Origin of the sequence: Hugonella massiliensis (assembly GCA_001486445.1) — a bacterium.
In the GTDB taxonomy this organism is placed as follows: Bacteria; Actinomycetota; Coriobacteriia; order Coriobacteriales; family Eggerthellaceae; genus Hugonella; species Hugonella massiliensis.
The window spans coordinates 782,918-799,258 of record LN908986.1; the positions used below are offsets into that span (position 1 = coordinate 782,918).

The 16,341-nt window shown below is 63.3% G+C and carries 14 protein-coding genes; 10 read left to right on the forward strand and 4 right to left on the reverse strand.

Going from position 1 to position 16,341, the window contains the following annotated elements; all coding sequences use genetic code 11:
• Positions 1–99: 99 nt before the first annotated feature.
• A complete protein-coding gene (locus BN3270_RS05930; protein ID WP_058986223.1) occupies positions 100–1,017 on the reverse strand; it encodes a diacylglycerol/lipid kinase family protein in 918 nt (305 codons plus the stop codon).
• A 75-nt stretch (positions 1,018–1,092) separates the two neighbouring features.
• Here BN3270_RS05930 and rnd point away from each other — a divergent pair, with 75 nt between their 5' ends.
• The 6 genes from rnd to BN3270_RS05960 all read left to right on the forward strand — a co-directional run bounded on the left by rnd (position 1,093) and on the right by BN3270_RS05960 (position 6,544).
• Positions 1,093–2,232, forward strand: a complete 1,140-nt coding sequence (rnd, locus tag BN3270_RS05935) for a ribonuclease D (RefSeq protein ID WP_058986224.1) — start codon at positions 1,093–1,095, stop codon at positions 2,230–2,232.
• 90 nt (positions 2,233–2,322) lie between these two features.
• Positions 2,323–2,985: a zinc metallopeptidase gene (locus BN3270_RS05940; RefSeq protein ID WP_058986225.1), complete on the forward strand. Its 663-nt coding sequence runs from the start codon at positions 2,323–2,325 to the stop codon at positions 2,983–2,985.
• Positions 2,986–2,987: 2 nt separating this feature from the next.
• Positions 2,988–4,361 carry an exodeoxyribonuclease VII large subunit gene (gene xseA / locus BN3270_RS05945; protein ID WP_058986226.1) on the forward strand — a complete coding sequence of 458 codons (1,374 nt, stop codon included), beginning with the start codon at positions 2,988–2,990 and terminating at the stop codon, positions 4,359–4,361.
• Positions 4,361–4,627: an exodeoxyribonuclease VII small subunit gene (gene xseB, locus BN3270_RS05950; RefSeq protein WP_058986227.1), complete on the forward strand. Its 267-nt coding sequence runs from the start codon at positions 4,361–4,363 to the stop codon at positions 4,625–4,627. The genes xseA and xseB overlap by 1 nt, the downstream gene beginning before the upstream one ends.
• Before the next feature lie 132 nt (positions 4,628–4,759).
• Positions 4,760–5,191: a histidine triad nucleotide-binding protein gene (locus BN3270_RS05955; RefSeq protein ID WP_058986228.1), complete on the forward strand. Its 432-nt coding sequence runs from the start codon at positions 4,760–4,762 to the stop codon at positions 5,189–5,191.
• A 132-nt stretch (positions 5,192–5,323) separates the two neighbouring features.
• Entirely contained in the window at positions 5,324–6,544 is a 1,221-nt protein-coding gene (locus tag BN3270_RS05960; protein WP_058986229.1) for an acetate/propionate family kinase, read from the forward strand.
• A 231-nt stretch (positions 6,545–6,775) separates the two neighbouring features.
• Here the strand turns inward: BN3270_RS05960 and pta are convergent, their stop codons facing one another.
• On the reverse strand, positions 6,776–7,777 hold the full coding sequence (gene pta / locus BN3270_RS05965; protein WP_058986230.1) for a phosphate acetyltransferase: 1,002 nt from the start codon (positions 7,775–7,777) through the stop codon (positions 6,776–6,778).
• A gap of 119 nt (positions 7,778–7,896) precedes the next feature.
• Here pta and BN3270_RS05970 point away from each other — a divergent pair, with 119 nt between their 5' ends.
• A complete protein-coding gene (locus BN3270_RS05970; RefSeq protein ID WP_058986231.1) occupies positions 7,897–8,919 on the forward strand; it encodes a glycosyltransferase family 2 protein in 1,023 nt (340 codons plus the stop codon).
• 193 nt (positions 8,920–9,112) lie between these two features.
• Here the strand turns inward: BN3270_RS05970 and dinB are convergent, their stop codons facing one another.
• Positions 9,113–10,378: a DNA polymerase IV gene (dinB, locus tag BN3270_RS05975; protein WP_271711938.1), complete on the reverse strand. Its 1,266-nt coding sequence runs from the start codon at positions 10,376–10,378 to the stop codon at positions 9,113–9,115.
• Between the two features lie 221 nt (positions 10,379–10,599).
• Here dinB and BN3270_RS05980 point away from each other — a divergent pair, with 221 nt between their 5' ends.
• Entirely contained in the window at positions 10,600–11,727 is a 1,128-nt protein-coding gene (locus tag BN3270_RS05980) for a pyridoxal phosphate-dependent aminotransferase (RefSeq protein ID WP_058986232.1), read from the forward strand.
• A gap of 44 nt (positions 11,728–11,771) precedes the next feature.
• Here BN3270_RS05980 and BN3270_RS05985 read toward each other — a convergent pair whose 3' ends face one another.
• A complete protein-coding gene (locus tag BN3270_RS05985) occupies positions 11,772–12,653 on the reverse strand; it encodes a DegV family protein (protein WP_058986233.1) in 882 nt (293 codons plus the stop codon).
• A gap of 298 nt (positions 12,654–12,951) precedes the next feature.
• Here BN3270_RS05985 and ileS point away from each other — a divergent pair, with 298 nt between their 5' ends.
• Both ileS and lspA read left to right on the forward strand, forming a co-directional pair.
• Positions 12,952–15,813 carry an isoleucine--tRNA ligase gene (gene ileS, locus BN3270_RS05990; protein WP_058986234.1) on the forward strand — a complete coding sequence of 954 codons (2,862 nt, stop codon included), beginning with the start codon at positions 12,952–12,954 and terminating at the stop codon, positions 15,811–15,813.
• 1 nt (position 15,814) lies between these two features.
• Positions 15,815–16,339, forward strand: coding sequence for a signal peptidase II (gene lspA, locus BN3270_RS05995; protein WP_271711939.1), 525 nt, complete (start codon positions 15,815–15,817; stop codon positions 16,337–16,339).
• The last annotated feature ends 2 nt before the right edge of the window (positions 16,340–16,341 follow it).

The following is a 16,341-nucleotide window of genomic DNA, read 5'->3' on the forward strand; positions in this document are numbered from 1 at the left end:
AATGGGTTCTAGATCGGTCGCGCCACGTTGGGTGCGGTTGTGGTTTCTCGGGGCACGTGCATGCCGCGCACCATGTGCGGGCAGTTTGGTTGCGGGGCGCTAGGCTTCGTGGCGGGCGTATTCCTCGTAGCCTTCGTCGCTCACGATGAGTTTGGTTGCGGCGGGAAGGACGCGGGCGGTGTAGGGCGTCGTCGCTTCCACGGGTTCGCCGTCGTACTGTACGGGCATGGGCGGGTCTGCGACCACCTGTATGTTTTTGCCTCGGTAGAAGACGAGGGCGTTGCTTGCCTTGAGGGGCTTGCCGCTGTGGTCGAAGGCCGCGCCGATTACGGGCGGCAAGAGGTCCCAGGCGCTTTGCGTGGTGAGGACGAGCACGTCGAGCTCGCCGTCGTTGGGGTTGTTTTCCAGTCCGATCGAGATGTCGAACTGAATCTTGCTGAAGTTGAGCAAGAGAACGCCCACGCCTTCGTGTTCGTGATGGACGCCGTCTACCACGACGTCGAATTTCGAAACCTGGGGGCTGGGGTTGTCGAAGGCCGCCTTGAAATAGGCCGCGGCGCCCCACCGCTTCTTCAGGGCCTTGGCATCGCCCATGATCTTGGCGTCGTAGCCGCAGCCGGCCATCATCGAAAAGCCGAAGGTGCCCTTGTCGGTGGTGAGCTCGCCCAGGTCGAAATCGAGCTGCTTGCCGTTGCGTACGAGCTTGGCCAAGGCGTGCGGTTCGATGGGAGAGTCGATGTTCTGCGCGAGCAGGTTGGCCGTGCCGGCGGGGAAGGCGAGGACGGGGACGCCCGCAAAGCGGGTCAGGTAGCAGACCGAAGCCACCGTGCCGTCGCCGCCCGCCGCGATGAGCGCGTCGAAATCGCGCACGTCGGCAAGGGCGTCTGCGAAGCTCGAGTTCTGGTCGACGCAGCGAACGGTGAATTCGTCTTCGGGCTGAGCGAAGGCGCGCATGAAATCGTAGACGGCCCCGTCGCCGAGGCCGGAGGAAAGGTTGTTCAAGACGAGCAGTTTCACATGTTCCCCTTCAGTTGGTATGATGCATTGATGTTACATCAATCGTCAGGTACGCACCTGTAAGGACTATCCAGAGTGTTCATTACCGATCAAGCGGATCTTGAGTCGTTCGCCACACGGGCCTGCGGCTCGTCGCTCCTTGCCATCGATACCGAATTCCTTCGCGAGAAAACCTACTACGCAAAGCTCTGCTTGCTGCAGATGCAGACCGATGAAGAAACGGTGATCGTCGACCCCTTCGCGGTGGACGACCTTACCGTTCTGGCCGACGTCTTCACGAACCCCGGGGTCCTCAAGCTCTTCCATGCCGGGTCCCAGGATATCGAAATCCTCTACCGAGTCGTGGGGGTCATGCCCACGCCCATCTTCGACACTCAGCTTGCAGCCGCCCTCTTGGGCCACACCCAGCAGATTGGCTACGGGGCCTTGGTGAACCTGTGCTGCGGCGTCCAGCTGAAGAAGATCGATTCTTATACCGATTGGTCGCGCCGGCCCCTTTCGCCCAGCCAGGTGAACTACGCGGCCGACGACGTGGTCTACCTGCCAGCCGTGTATCGGAAGGTGAGCGGCCAGCTTGCGAGCTTGGGCCGCACCCATTGGCTCGACCCCGACTTCGCCGAGCTCGTGGATCCCAAGAAGTACGCCGTCAACGAGCGCGACCGCTACCGCCGCCTCAAGCGTGTGGGCCAACTCAAGCCCCGCCAGCTTTCCGCTGCCCGCGAGCTCGCCGAATGGCGCGAGCTCAAGGCCGAGCGCAGCGATATCCCGCGCAAGTGGGTCATGACCGACGAGCAGATTGTGGAAGCCTGCAAGCGCGAGGCCCGCTCGATCGACGAACTTTTCATGGTGCGCGGCCTTTCCGACAAGCTGTCGACCCGCGACGCCCGCGCGGTGGTGGCCTGCATCGTGCGCGGGCTCGACACGCCGATGGAAGATTGGCCCGAACACGCTCGGCCCTCGCGTAACGAGGCCAACGTCGACGTCGTGGTCGACCTCATGAGCGCGGTCGTGCGCAAGCGGGCGCGCGAGAGCAACATCGCCTTCCAGACACTCTGCAACCACTCCGACCTGGCCAAGGTTGCGCGCGGCTACCGCGACGTGGCCATCCTGCAGGGGTGGCGCCGCGACATCGTGGGCAACGAGCTGCTCGACCTTCTCGCGGGCAGGCTGTGCGTTTTCGTGCGCGAGGATACCGTCGAGGTAACGAAGCGATAGCAAGCGCCCGTTTTCTTCCCGCATTCGGCGGCGGGGGCCGCTTGCTTTCGTACAATGGAGCGAAACGTTTCAGCTAGCGAAAGGCTCTCGATGTCATACGGCTATCTCATGCTCATCCTGGTGTCCACCGTTATCGGATTGGGCGCGCAGTTCTACGTGAACAACCAGATCAAGAAGTATTCGAGCGTGCCCACTTCCACCGGCCTCACCGGCGCCCAGGCGGCGGCCAACATGCTCGCCTTCCACAACGTGCAGGGCGTCCCCATCTCTCAGGGCGGCGAAGGCCAGGACTACTTCGATCCGCGCAGCAATTCGATCACGATCGACCCGCACGCCTACGGCTACAATTCGGTCACGGCCCTGGCGACCGCCTGCCACGAGGTGGGCCATGCCTGCCAGTACGCCAAGGGCTACTGGCCCATGTCCTTCCGCTCGGCCCTGGTTCCCGTGGTCAACTTCGCCTCGAACGCCTGGATGATCGCCCTCATCGTGGGCATCGCCCTGAATTCGGTGGGCCTGGTCGACGTGGCCATCCTGCTCTACGCCTTCGCGGTCCTCTTCCAGCTCGTAACGCTGCCGGTGGAATTCAACGCGAGCCATCGGGCTATGGACTACCTGCAGACGGTGGGCATGCCTGCCGAAGAGCGCGCCGGCGCCTTCAACGTCCTGCGCGCCTGCGCCCTCACCTACGTTGCGGCTGCCCTCGTGTCGGCGCTGCAGCTTTTCTGGCTGCTCGGCCAGCGGGAGCAGTAGCCATGGCCGAAGAGCCCGCCCAAGACAAGCGCCCCCTCACCGTTTCCCAAGCTATGGCGCTCGCCAAGGGAGCGCTTGAAAACTGCGTGGTCACCCTGGTGGGCGAAGTGTCCGAAGTGTCGGTGAAGCCCGGCTATAAGGCCGCCTACTTCACGGTGAAGGACACGGGCGCCAGCATGCCCTGCATGATGTGGACCAATCGCTACAAGGCGTCGGGGGTCAAGCTGCGCGTGGGCATGCTCGTGCAGATGACGGGACGCTTCACCCTCTATGCGCCCAAGGGGCGGATGAACTTCGACGTGTTCAGCCTGTCGATGGCGGGGGAGGGCGATTTGCGCAAGCAGGTGGCCGATCTGGCCGAAAAACTGCGCAAGCAGGGGCTCATGGCGCCCGAGCGCAAACGGGCCCTGCCGGCCGTGCCGCATAAGATCGGCCTGGTCACGAGCCCGCGCGGTGCCGCCGTGCACGACGTGCTGCGCACCCTGCGCAGGCGGTGGCCGGCTGCGCGCGTGGTGCTCGCCGGCGTGCCCGTCGAAGGCAAGGTCGCGCCCGCGGCCCTTATGAGCGGGATGAAAGCCGTCGTTGACGCGGGCGCCCAAGTCGTCCTCCTCGTGCGCGGGGGCGGGTCCTTCGAGGACCTCATGCCCTTCAACGACGAGCGGCTCGCCATCACCATCGCCCGGTGCCCCGTCCCCGTGGTGACGGGCATCGGCCACGAACCCGATACCTCCATCGCCGACATGGTCGCCGACCTGCGCGCCTCGACGCCCACGGCTGCGGCCGAAGCCGCCATCCCCGACGTGGCCGATGTGCGCGGTCAGCTTGCGGCGACGGGCGACCGCATGGCTTCGCTCGTGCGGTCCCAGGTGCGGGTGCAGGAGCGCGCGGTGGCCGCCGTTGCCGGCCGGCCGGTCTTCAAAGACCCCGAAAGCCTCTTTGCCACCGATGCGCAGACCCTCGACATCTTGGGCGACCGCTTGCACCGGGCTATTCCGGCGAGCATCGACCGCGACCGGGCCTCTCTTGCGGCCCTGAACACGAGGCTGGCCACTCGGGGGCGCACGCTCACGCGCGCGGCGCGCATGAAGGTCGACGAAGAACGGCGCGCGCTCGTCTCGCGGGGGAGCGCCCTCGTCGACGGCTTCGATGCCCAGTGGAGGCTTTCCGCCTCGCGCTTGAACGACCTCTCGCCCCTGGCCGTGATCGGGCGCGGCTACGCCCTCGCCCGCAACGAGGAAGGAAAGATCGTCGCCTCAATCGCCGACGCCCCGGTGGGCAGTCGCCTTTCGGTGCGGGTGGGCGACGGCACCCTCGCCGCCGACGTAGTGGGGGCCACCCATGACGAACAGACCGAAATTCCCTGGAAGGAAGGCTAATGGAAGAAGCACAGAAGGACGCCACGCCCATTGAGGAGCTGACGTTTCGCCAGGCCATGTCCGAGCTCGACGGCATCGTGGCCAAACTCGAGAGCAACACGATGGAACTCGAGGACAGCTTGGCGGCCTACGAGCGCGGCGTCGCCCTCTTGCGCGCCCTGCGCGGCCGCTTGGACGACGCCCAGCAGAAGGTCGACGTCCTCATGGGAGAACTCGAGCAGGACGCTTCAGACGAGGAAATCGACACCAACCTCCACAAGGCGTAAGGTCCTTGCTCTGACGGCGCTTGCGCTCTGCCGCACCGGGCGGGCCGGTGGCCGCCGGCTCCCGCGGGCTGTTGCGTGTGGGCGCCGTGGAGTACTATAGTCTGCGATAGTATCGACTGAGAGGAGCACCCTGTGCACGACGATAATTGCATTTTCTGCAAGCTGGCAACGCATGAGATTCCCACCACTATTGTCTATGAAGACGAGCATGTGCTTGCCTTCGACGACATGGAACCCCTCATGCCCGTTCATGTCCTCATCATTCCCAAGGACCACTACGCCGACATTGCCGACAACGTCCCCGAAGAGACGCTCGGTCACGTCTTCGCCGCGGTGAAGAAGGTTGCCGAAATCAAGGGCATCCGTGAAGACGGGTTCCGCTGCATGATCAACACGGGAGAAAACGCCAGCCAGAGCGTCAAGCACTTCCATGTGCACGTGCTGGGCGGCGGCTGGATGCCGCGCCCCAACGATCAGGACTGGGGTCCCAACGCCACCAACGTTGAATGGCGCACCCAGCATCGCGAAGAGATCCAACAAGAGATGGCGCGTCACGCCGAATAGGCTCTTGCCTTAGCGCCGGGCGCCTGCCTCCTAGGGGGCAGGCGCCCGGCGCCGCTTGCCGATTACGCGCCTGAACTGCTGGTTTCCCCGTGCGCATTGGGTAGAATCACTTGGTGAGAGTGGAGGTGGCCTGTGAACATACTCGTGATTAACGCTGGGTCTTCTTCTTTGAAATACCAGCTCATCGACGTGGTGACCGAAAAGGTGCTCGCCAAGGGCCTGTGCGAACGGGTGGGCTCGCGTGATTCCTTTCATAAGCACGGCGTCGACAAGCGCGAGGTCGTGATCGATACCTACCTGCCCAACCATACGGCGGCGGTCGATTGCGTGCTCGACGAACTCATTAACGGAGCGCAATCGCCTATCGATTCGGTGGAAGACATCGACGCGGTGGGCCATCGCGTCGTGCAGGGCGGGGCCTATTTCGACAAGTCCGTCGCAATCACGCCCCAAGTGGTCGATAAGATCCGCGAACTGGCCGAACTCGCGCCTCTTCATAACATGGCGGCTCTGGCCGGCATCGAAGCATGCACCAAGCTCCTTCCCCATGCCGAACAGGTGGCGGTCTTCGACACCTCCTTCTTCCAGACCCTGCCTCCCAAGGCCTACATGTACGCCTTGCCCTACGACCTCTACGAGCGCTACGGAATCCGCAAGTACGGAGCGCACGGCACGAGTCACCGTTACATCTCCCAGCGCGCGGCCGAGCTTTTGGGCGAATCGCTTTCCGACTTGAAGATGATCACCTGCCACTTGGGCAACGGCTGTTCGGTGTCGGCTATCGACCACGGGGTCGCTGTCGACACGTCGATGGGCATGACTCCGCTCGACGGCCTTATGATGGGCACGCGTTGCGGGTCGATTGACCCGGCCATCGTCCCCTTCATCATGGACCACGAAGGTCTTTCCACGACTCAAGTCACCGACCTCATGAACAAGAAGTCGGGCCTTCTGGGCATCTCCGGCGTGAGCAACGACTTGCGCAGTGTCGGTGAAGCCCTCGACCGGGGTGACGAACGGGCCTTGCTCGCTTACGACATGTATTCCAATGCGGTGAAGAAGTTCATCGGCCAGTACATGGCTGTGATGGCGGGCGTCGACGTGATCGTGCTCACGGGCGGTGTGGGTGAAAACGACCAGCGCATGCGCCGCATGATCTTCGCCGGCCTGCAGCCCATGGGCATCGTAATCTCAGAAGAGCGCAATCGACAGAAGGGCTTCGAGCGCGTCATTTCGAGCGACCGGTCGAAGGTCCGCATCATCGTGGTGCCCACCAACGAAGAGCTCATGATCGCCCGCGACACCTACGAGATCATGCACGAGCACAGCCAGATCGTGCCCTATCGGGGCTAAGAGGGAAGTTTTCGTTCACCTAGCCAAAGCGCCCCGGCCGCATGCCTTCGCAGCAAGCAGCCGGGGCGTTCTGCTGGTGGCATATACGTAGAAAAGCGGCCCGTCGTTCTCTCTTTAAGGGAACGGCGGGCCGCTTTCAGATGGGGTGTTTTGCGGGCGACTTGCGGTCGTTAGAGCCGCTTAGGTGGGACGACGCCCTCCGTCCCCGTTGTCTCACTCGTCCCCGTTGTCTCACTGCTTGTTGCGCGCCTGGGCCTGGACGCAGGTGATGGCGATGACGCCCATGATGTCGTCGGCCGAAGCGCCGCGGGAAAGGTCGTTCACCGGGGCGGCGATGCCCTGGGTGATGGGGCCATAGGCTTCGGCTTTGGCCAGGCGCTGGACGAGCTTGTAGGCGATGTTGCCCGTGTCGAGGTCGGGGAAGATGAGCACGTTGGCGCGGCCGGCGACGGGGGAGCCGGGGGCTTTGGAAGCGCCCACGGCCGGCACGATTGCGGCATCGGCTTGCAGCTCGCCGTCAATCGTGAGCTCGGGCGCGGCCTCGCGTGCCAGCTTGGTGGCTTCGATCACCTTGTCGCGGTCGGCGTTGGGGACGGCCGACCCCTTGGTCGAATGCGACAGCATCGCGATGGCGGGCTCGGAATCGAAGAGCATCTTCCAGCTCTTGCCCGTGCTCACGGCGATGTTGGCGAGCTTTTCGGCATCGGGCTGGATTTCCAGGCCGCAGTCGGCGAAGAGGAAGACGCCCTTGTCGCCGAAGTCGCAGTCGGGCACGGCCATTACGAAGAAGCTGCTCACCGATTTCACGCCCGGGGCGGTTTTCAAGATTTGCAGGGCGGCACGCAGGACGTCGGCAGTCGCATGGCAGCAGCCGCAGGTCATGCCGTCTGCGTCGCCCATCTTCACCATCATGGTGCCGAAGTAGACCACATCGTCCATCTTGGCGCGCGCGTCTTCGATCGTGACGCCCTTGTGCTTGCGCAGCTCGTAGAAGGCCTGGGCGTAACGCTCGCGGTCGGGGCTTTCGGCGGGGTCGACGATCGTGGCGCCGTCGAGCTTGTACGGGGCGGCTTCGATAGCCTTCCGGTCGCCCAGAATCACCACGTGGGCGATGCCGCGGTCGATGACCTTTTCGGCGGCGGCCAGGGTGCGCTCGTCGTTGCCTTCGGGCAAGACGATCGTCTGCACGTCGGCTTGCGCGCGTGCGATCATGGATTCGATGAATGAGCTCATAGGGCCTCCTAGATTGTCCTGTTTGTATGATGATAGCCGAAGGGAGCAGGCGCCGTTTGTACAATACTGCTTGCGGCTGATTTCGGCCGGCTGTCACACCTGCTTGAAGGATTCTGTACGTGAAGACCATCTCTTTCGCCGTCCCTTGCTACAATTCTGCGGCCTATATGGACAAGTGCATCGAATCGCTGCTTCGCTGCGGCGACGACATCGAGATCATCCTTGTCAACGACGGTTCGCAGAAGGACGATACGAGCGAGAAGGCCCACGAGTGGGAAGTCAAGTACCCCGGGATCATTCGAGCTATCGACCAGGAGAACCGCGGTCATGGCGGCGCGGTCAACCACGGCCTCGCCGAAGCAACCGGCCTGTACTTCAAAGTGGTCGATTCCGACGATTGGCTCGACGATATGGCCATGCTGCGCGTGATGAACTACCTGCGTCGGCAGGTCGAGCGTAAAGACCCCACCGACCTGGTCGTGGCTAACTACGTGTACGAAAAGGTGCACGAGAACGCAAGCATCGTGATGAACTACCGCAACGTGTTCCCGGTGGGCGAGGAGTTCACGTGGGACGAGGTAGGCCATTTCCGTCAGAGCCAGTACCTGCTCATGCATTCGGTCATCTATCGCACCCAGCTCCTGAAGGATTGCGGGCTCCAATTGCCCGAGCACTGCTTCTACGTCGACAACATCTTCGTCTACGTGCCCCTTCCGCATGTGCGCACCCTGTACTACCTTGACGCCGACATGTACCGGTATTTCATCGGGCGCGAAGACCAGAGCGTCAACGAAAAGGTCATGCTCTCGCGCGTCGACCAGCAGCTGCGCATCACCAAGGTGATGATCGACGCGGTCGACCCTATCGAAGACGTCCCGCAGCCCAAGCTCGCGCATTATATGGAAAACTACCTGTCGATGATGATGTGCATTTGCAGCGTCTTCCTGCGCATGGGCGGCACCGAAGAGGACGAGCGCAAGCGGGCCGACATATGGGATTACCTGCGCGCCCGCGACGAGAGACTCTATCGTCATGTGCGCCGCAGCGTGCTCAACATGGGCACCAACCTGCCTACCAAGGCGGGACGCAAGCTGGGCCTGGGCGGCTATCACATCGCTCAGAAGATCTTCAAGTTCAATTAACGGCGTGCCCTTTTGCCCCCTCTAAGGGGATGGGTGGAAGACCATCTTGGATGGCTCCTTGTAGGTTTCGCCTGGGCTTTTCGCTTGTAGACAATTTTCCTACTGTTGAGGCCTTGCAATGCCTACGGGGCTGACGCTTTTCGGTCCGTGGCGTCCCTCGGAAACGCTCGGAGCCTGGATATGACATGCCGGGCTAGCGAGGCTTCTTGTAGTCGGCGGGGTTCTTGCTTGCGGTGCCCGTGAGGTTGCCTTTGGTGCGCAGCTCGCGGCCGAACTGGACCGCGCCTTCGCCGAAACGGTTGCGGACGATGTCGGTCGCCTGCACCAATCCGGCACGCACCTGGTCCTGGGCCATGCGGCTTCGCTGGCGGTTTTGCACCGTATCCTCGGGCGCCGCTTCTGCGACCGGCTCCTCCTCGAAGAGGCTGGGCTGCTGGGCGGCGGCACCGTCGAACCGCGAGGCGGCCATGCCCACCAGGCGCAAGGGGACGCCGGGCGCCCACACCTTGTCGAGCAGGGCGTAGAGGATGGGGGAGAAGACGTACTCGTCGGCGCAGGGCTCGTCGAGCTGGCGCTGGGCTGTGCGGATTTGCAGGTTGGACAGGCGCACCTTGAGCGTGACGGTCGACGCCTCGAGCCCGTTCATGCGCAGGCGCCGGCCTACCTTGGCGGCGACGGTGGCCAGGGCAGCTTCGATGTCGGTGCGTTCCGTGAGGTCGTGGGCGAAGCTGATCTCGTTGCTTACCGATTTGGCCGGCTCGCTTTCGTAGATCACCGGATCGGTGTCGGCCCCGGCGCACCGTGCCCGCATCATCTGCGCGTTCTTTCCGAAGACCGAGCGAAGCACCCCTTCGTCGGCAGCCGCCACGTCGCCCAGGGTAGAGATCCCGAAACGGAGGAGGGCCTTTTGCGAGGCCGGTCCGATGCCGCTCATGCGGGCGATGGGCAGGGGAGCAAGGAAGGCGCGCTCGCGGCCGGGATAGACCACGGTGATCCCGTGGGGCTTGTTCTGCTCGCTCGCCACTTTCGCGACGGATTTGGTGGCGCCCAGGCCCACCGAGCAGGTGACGCCCAGGGCGTCGACGCGCTGCTGAATGCGGCGGGCGACGTCGACCGGGCTTTCTTTTGCGTAGGCGCCCGGCGTGATGTCAAGGAAGGCTTCGTCGATGCTTACCTGCTGGAGGAAGGGGCTCTCGTCCCGCATGATGGCCATGACCTTCTGCGACATGTCGCGGTAGCGAGCGAAATGACCGCCCGTCCACACGGCGTCGGGGCAGAGCCTGCGGGCGACGGCGGCCGGCATGGCCGAATGGACCCCGAAGGCGCGTGCCTCGTAGGAGGCCGTCGACACGACGCCGCGGCGGTCGGCCGATCCGCCCACGATGACCGGCTTGCCGCGCCAGGCGGGGTGGTCGAGCTGTTCGACCGAGGCGAAGAAGGCGTCTAAGTCGAGCAGCATGATTGCCCGTCCCGGCCACGCGATCGAGGGACGGGGCGCAGCGGAATGTGGGCCTTTGGGGGAGGCTTGTGGTACGCAGCCCGAAGCGCGCAAGATGTGGGGGATGTCGGAGTTCGTTTCCATCGAACAAGTGTACCATATTCGCCCCTCGCAGGGCCCTGTGCTAGAGTGTGGGTCTATTGATGGAGGAGCGCAGGTGTGCGCATGCGGGAAAGAGCGACATGATCGGGTTCGAACGCGATATCGAGTTTCGCCAGGGGCACGTCCCCTCGACGACCAAACCCGTTTCCTTGCCCTACGAGTTGCGCACCGAAATGACCTGGATCGATTTCTGCCATCCGCTCAATCCGCTCGGCGCGCCAAAGGAAATCCTTTCGGCCATGCACACGGCCTTGGTCGACGGCGAGCTTTCCTACGCGCCCGATCCGGCCGGCCATGCCCTGCGCGACGCCCTCGCTCAACGGTTCGGCATTTCTTCGGATTCTTTCTTGGTGGGCACTTCCCCGAGCGAGCTCATCCGTTCGGCCGCCCAGGCCTTCTGCCCCTGTCGCGTGGGCGTTGTGGCGCCGGCGCCTTCGGAATACGCGCTCGCCGTAGAAAACGCCGGTCACGAACACGTCGACTTGGTCAACCCGGTTTCTTTCGCGACGGTCGATGCCTATACGGCGCGCACGCAAGCGGGCGATTTCGAAGGTGTGGTGCTCGCGAACCCTGCCTATCCTTCATCGCGCCTGCTCACGCGGAGCACCCTGGTCCACTACCTGGAAACCTGCAACTGGGTCGTCGTCGACGAAAGCTACATTGAGCTTTCCTTCGGCGGCGAGAGCATGGTGCCGCTCGTGGCCGATTACCCCAACCTGGTCGTCGTCCGCAACCCTTCGGTGACCTATGCCATGCCGGGCGTGCCCATCAGCTACGCGGTGGCCAATCCCCTTACGATCAAGGAAATCAAGCGCTTCCACGACGGCACGGGTTCCACCATGTTCGCTGAGGTCTTGGCCAAGCTGATCGTCGGCCAGCAGGGGTACTTGGAAGACACGCATGATTTTCTCGACAAGGAAATCCCCTGGATGCAGTGCATGCTCAGTCTCATCCCGGGCATAGGGATTCACCCGGCCGAAGGCAATTTCGTGCTCTGTGAGTTTTCTCCGGCCGAAGGCATGCGGTTGGGCGTCACCTGCGCCGAAGAGCTCGTGGTGCGCCTGCAGCTTTCGGGTTTCCTCGTGCGGCGCTTGGATGACGTGCCGGGGCTCGATTCGCAGAACTACTTCTGCGTAGCGGTGCGCACGCGCCAAGAGAACCAGCGCCTGCTCGACGCCCTGCGCGGCATCGTGTCGTCGGCGGACTAGTCTGTCTCGCGCGTCGGCGCGAAGCGCTTTATGGGCGCTTCGCCTTAATCGCGACTGGTGGCCATGAAGAACAAGGCGAGCGTGCCCGGGCCCGAATGGGAGCCGATCACCGGATCGACGTAGTTGATGATCACGTCGTCGACGGCCAAGGTCGCATCGGTGCGAATCATGTCCGCCAGGTCCTGGGCGTCCTGCATGCAGTCGCCGTGGGAAATGGCTACGGTCTGCGGGCCGAACGCGGAATCCCACGACTTCTTGAGGTGGTCGTAGAGGGCTTTGACCGACCTGCGTCGGCCGCGCGCCTTTCCCACGGGAACGAGTGCCCCGGCATCGTCCATGTGCAGGATGGGTTTGATCGACAGGAAGGCGGCTGCCGTGGCGGCCGGCCGGCTCACGCGCCCGCCACGATAGAGGTACATGAGGTCGTCGACGGTGAACCAATGGGCCATGTGGAAGCGGGCGTCGACCAGCCAGTCGCGCACCTCGTCGATCGTGCGTCCTTCCGCGCGCTTGCGGGCGGCGTAGAGCACGAGCAGGCCTTCGCCCAGGGAAGCGCCCCGCGTGTCGACGGCGCAGAAGCGGCGGTCGGGGTAGGCGGCACCGATCTCTTCGAGCAGGGACGCGGTGGCATCGTAGGTGCCTGAAAGCTTGCTCGAAAAGCCGATGTAGAGGATGTCGTTGCCCCGTTCGAATTCCGTGCGGATCAGGTTGGAAGAAAGCTGCTGGTTGGGCAGGCTTGTGGTGAAGACCTTGCCGTCTCGCATCATCGTGTAGAAGGCTGCTAGGTCGGTGACCGAGCCTTTCAGGAAGCTCACGTATTCCTTGCCCTCGCTTTCGAACCGCAGGGGCAACACTTCGATGCCATAGCGCTCGATGAGCTCTTCGGGAAGGTTGCAGCTCGAATCGGTGACGATGGTGTAGGGCATGGGTAGTCTCCTCGCTGGTTGGGTGATTTCATTTTACCGCACGGAGCGCGCTCGGCTGCTCGCGCCCGCGTCTCGGGGCAAAGCCAGCGCGCTTGGCGCTTGTGCGGGCGGCATCTTGCCACACCTTCTCCACATGTCTTGCGCACGACCCGCCTTCTGCTGGTGAGCGCGCTAAAGTGCGATAGAATACAACTTTGTCTTGCGGGTAGGCTGCGGCGCGGAGCCGTGGTCGGGCGTGAAAACACGACGGTTGTAGCGCAGGCGCATAGGGCGTCACCCGGATGTGGAAGGTAAGACAGTGGCAAACGCTTACAAGAAATCGATGAATCTCCCCAAGACCGACTTCTCGATGCGCGCCAACCTCGCGCAGAACGAGCCCAAGCGACTCGAGTGGTGGGACGACATCGACATTTACCATAAGGTGCTCGACAAGAACCGGGACCACACCCCCTTCGTCCTGCACGACGGCCCTCCCTACGCCAACGGCCCGATCCATATCGGCCATGCGTTCAACAAGACCCTGAAGGACATGGTCATCAAGGTCCACGCCCAGCGCGGCTACTACACCCCCTACATCCCGGGGTGGGACTGCCACGGCCAGCCGATCGAGCATGAGGTCGAAAAGAAGATCGGCACCGAAAAGATGAACGAACTCCCTCAGGCGACCATCCGCAAGATGTGCCGCGAGTGGGCCGAAAAGTTCGTCGATATCCAGCGCAACGGCTTCAAGCGCCTGGGCGTCAACGCCGATTGGGACCATCCCTATCTCACCTTCCAGCACAGCTACGAATCGGCCAACGTCGAAGCGTTCAAGCAGATGTACCTCGACGGGGCGGTCTATCGCGGCCACAAGCCCATCCACTGGTGCAAGCACTGCCACACCGCGCTTGCCGAAGCCGAAATCGAATACGGCGACGAGGTCTCGCCTTCCATCTACGTGACGTTCAAGCTCAACAAGATCCCGGCTGCTTTCGCCGACGCGGGCGTTGTGCTCGACGACGCCTACGTCCTCATCTGGACGACGACCCCCTGGACCCTGCCCGCCAACGCCTGCGTCTGCCTGGGCCCCGATTTCGACTACGTCTTCGTCAAGGTGAACGGCCGCTACCTGCTCTTCGCGCAAGAACTCGTTGAAAACGTGGCCGAGGTCGCCGGCTGGGACGACTACGAGGTGGTGTCGGTCGACGGCGAGCCCCTTACCATGAAGGGCGCAGAGCTTTCCGATCTCACCTACGAAACGCCGATCATGCACGAGGTGGAAGGTCGCTTCATCTACGGCGACCACGTCACGCTCGATTCCGGCACGGGCGCCGTGCATACGGCTCCCGGCCACGGCGTCGACGACTACAAGGTGGGGCAGAAGTTCGGCATCAAGATGATTATGCCGGTCGACGACGACGGCAAGTTCTTCGACTACGTGCCCTATTTCGCGGGAATGGACACCGACGAGGCCAACCCCCACATCATCAAGTGGCTCGACGAGCGCGGCATGCTCGTGGCCCACGTCGACATCCATCACAGCTACCCCCACTGCTGGCGCTGCCATCAGCCGGTCATCTTCCGCGCGACCGACCAGTGGTTCGTGTCGATGGACAAGACGGGCCTGCGCGACAAGGCGCTCGATGCCATCCATAACAAGGTGCGCTGGATCCCCGATTGGGGCCAGAACCGTATCGGCGCCATGGTTGAAGAGCGCCCGGACTGGTGCATTTCCCGCCAGCGCAACTGGGGCGTGCCCATCCCCGTCTTCAAGTGCGCCAAGTGCGGCGAAATCATTGCGACCGAAGCGACCTTCGATGCCGTTATCGACCTCTTCAACAAGGAAGGGGCCGACGCCTGGTTCACCAAGAAGCCGAGCGACTACCTGCCGGCCGACACCTGCTGCCCCAAATGCGGTGCTCATGGCGACGACATCCTGCCCGAAAAGGACATCCTCGACGTCTGGTGGGAGTCGGGCGTGTCGAACATCGGCGTCCTGCGCCACCGCATGGAAGCCGATCGTCTCACCTGGCCGGCCGATATGTACCTGGAGGGGTCCGACCAGCATCGCGGTTGGTTCCAGAGCTCGCTGCTCTGCGGTATCGGCACCTTCGGCGCTGCTCCCTACAAGAGCGTCCTCTGCTGCGGCTTCACGGTCGACGAAAACGGCGAGAAGATGTCGAAGTCCAAGGGCAACGGCATCGACCCCAACGAGGTCTGCAACAAGTACGGCGCCGACGTCCTGCGCCTGTGGGTTGCGTCCTGCGACTATTCGGTCGACGTGTCGGTGGGCGAGAACATCTTGAACCGCACATCGGACGCCTATCGTCGCTTCCGCAACACCTATCGATTCATCTTGGGCAATCTGTCCGACTTCGACGACCGCACCGACGCCGTGCGCGACTTCAACGACTTGCTGCCCGCCGACCAGTGGGCTCTTGTGCGCCTGGCCCGCCTGCTCGACGAGATCGACGAGAACTACGATGCCTACCTCTTCCATCGCGTCTATCGCGCGGTGTACGACTATGTGGTCGGCGACCTTTCGGCCGTGTACATGGACGAGCTCAAAGACCGCCTCTATTCCGAAGCGCCCGACAGCCATGCCCGTCGCAGCGCCCAGACGGTGCTTTTCAACATCCTCGAAGTGCTCGTGCGCGTGATGGTGCCTATCCTCACCTTCACGACCGAAGAGGTGTGGCAGCACTATCCCGAAGCCATGCGCAATCGCGAAGGTCGCGAGATCTCCGTGCAGCTGGCGGGCTGGCCTACCAAAGACGCCTTCGTGCCCGCTCTGCCGGCCGACGCCGAGAGCATCGCTGCCCGCTTCGACGTGGTGCTCGAAGCCCGCGAAGCCGTGACCAAGGCGCTCGAGGAAGCGCGCACGGCCGGCACGATCGGCAAGAGCCAGGAAGCCGAAGTCGCAGTCGCCGCTCCTGCGGCTGCCCTCGAGGCTCTCAACTCGTTCGATGCCGATTTCTATCGCGAGTTCTTCATCGTTGCCGACGCCACCTTCACGGTGGCCGAGGGCGACGAGTACGCGGTCGACGTGAAGAAGACCGAGCTCGACCGGTGCCCGCGCTGCTGGAACCATCGGGCCCTCGGCGGCAATGCCCACCATCCCGACGTCTGTGAGCGCTGCGGCGACGCCCTCGACGCGATCGGGTTCGCGGCAGAGGAGTAGCGTGCAGCAGAACCCTTCTCCAACGTCTGCTTCAATGCGGCGGCGAGCCCTTGCGTTCGCCGCCGTCCTTGTTGCATGGATTGCAATCGATCGCGCCTCGAAGCTGGCCATGGACACGGTATCGGTGGGGACCACCCTTGCGCGCAATGTGCTTGGACTCTTCGACTTCACCCTCGTCCACAATACGGGCGGCGCCTGGGGCGTCTTCGGCGGGTCGACGGTGCCCTTGGGCGTTTTCAGCCTCGTGGTATGCGCGGGTCTCGCCGTTTTCCTCTTCGCCTATCTGCGCGACCAGGCTACCTGGCTCGAGACGATTTCGATCGCCCTCATCGTGGCCGGGGGCCTAGGCAACGCCTGGGATAGGTTCGCCTATGGCTATGTCGTCGATTTCTTCAACTGCACCTTTGTCGATTTTCCCGTTTTCAACGTGGCCGACATCGGCGTGACCTGCGGCATCGCCCTGCTCGTTATCGCCCTGATTACCCGCCCGGGCGACAGCGGCGCAGCGCAATCGGACGGTGACTAGCT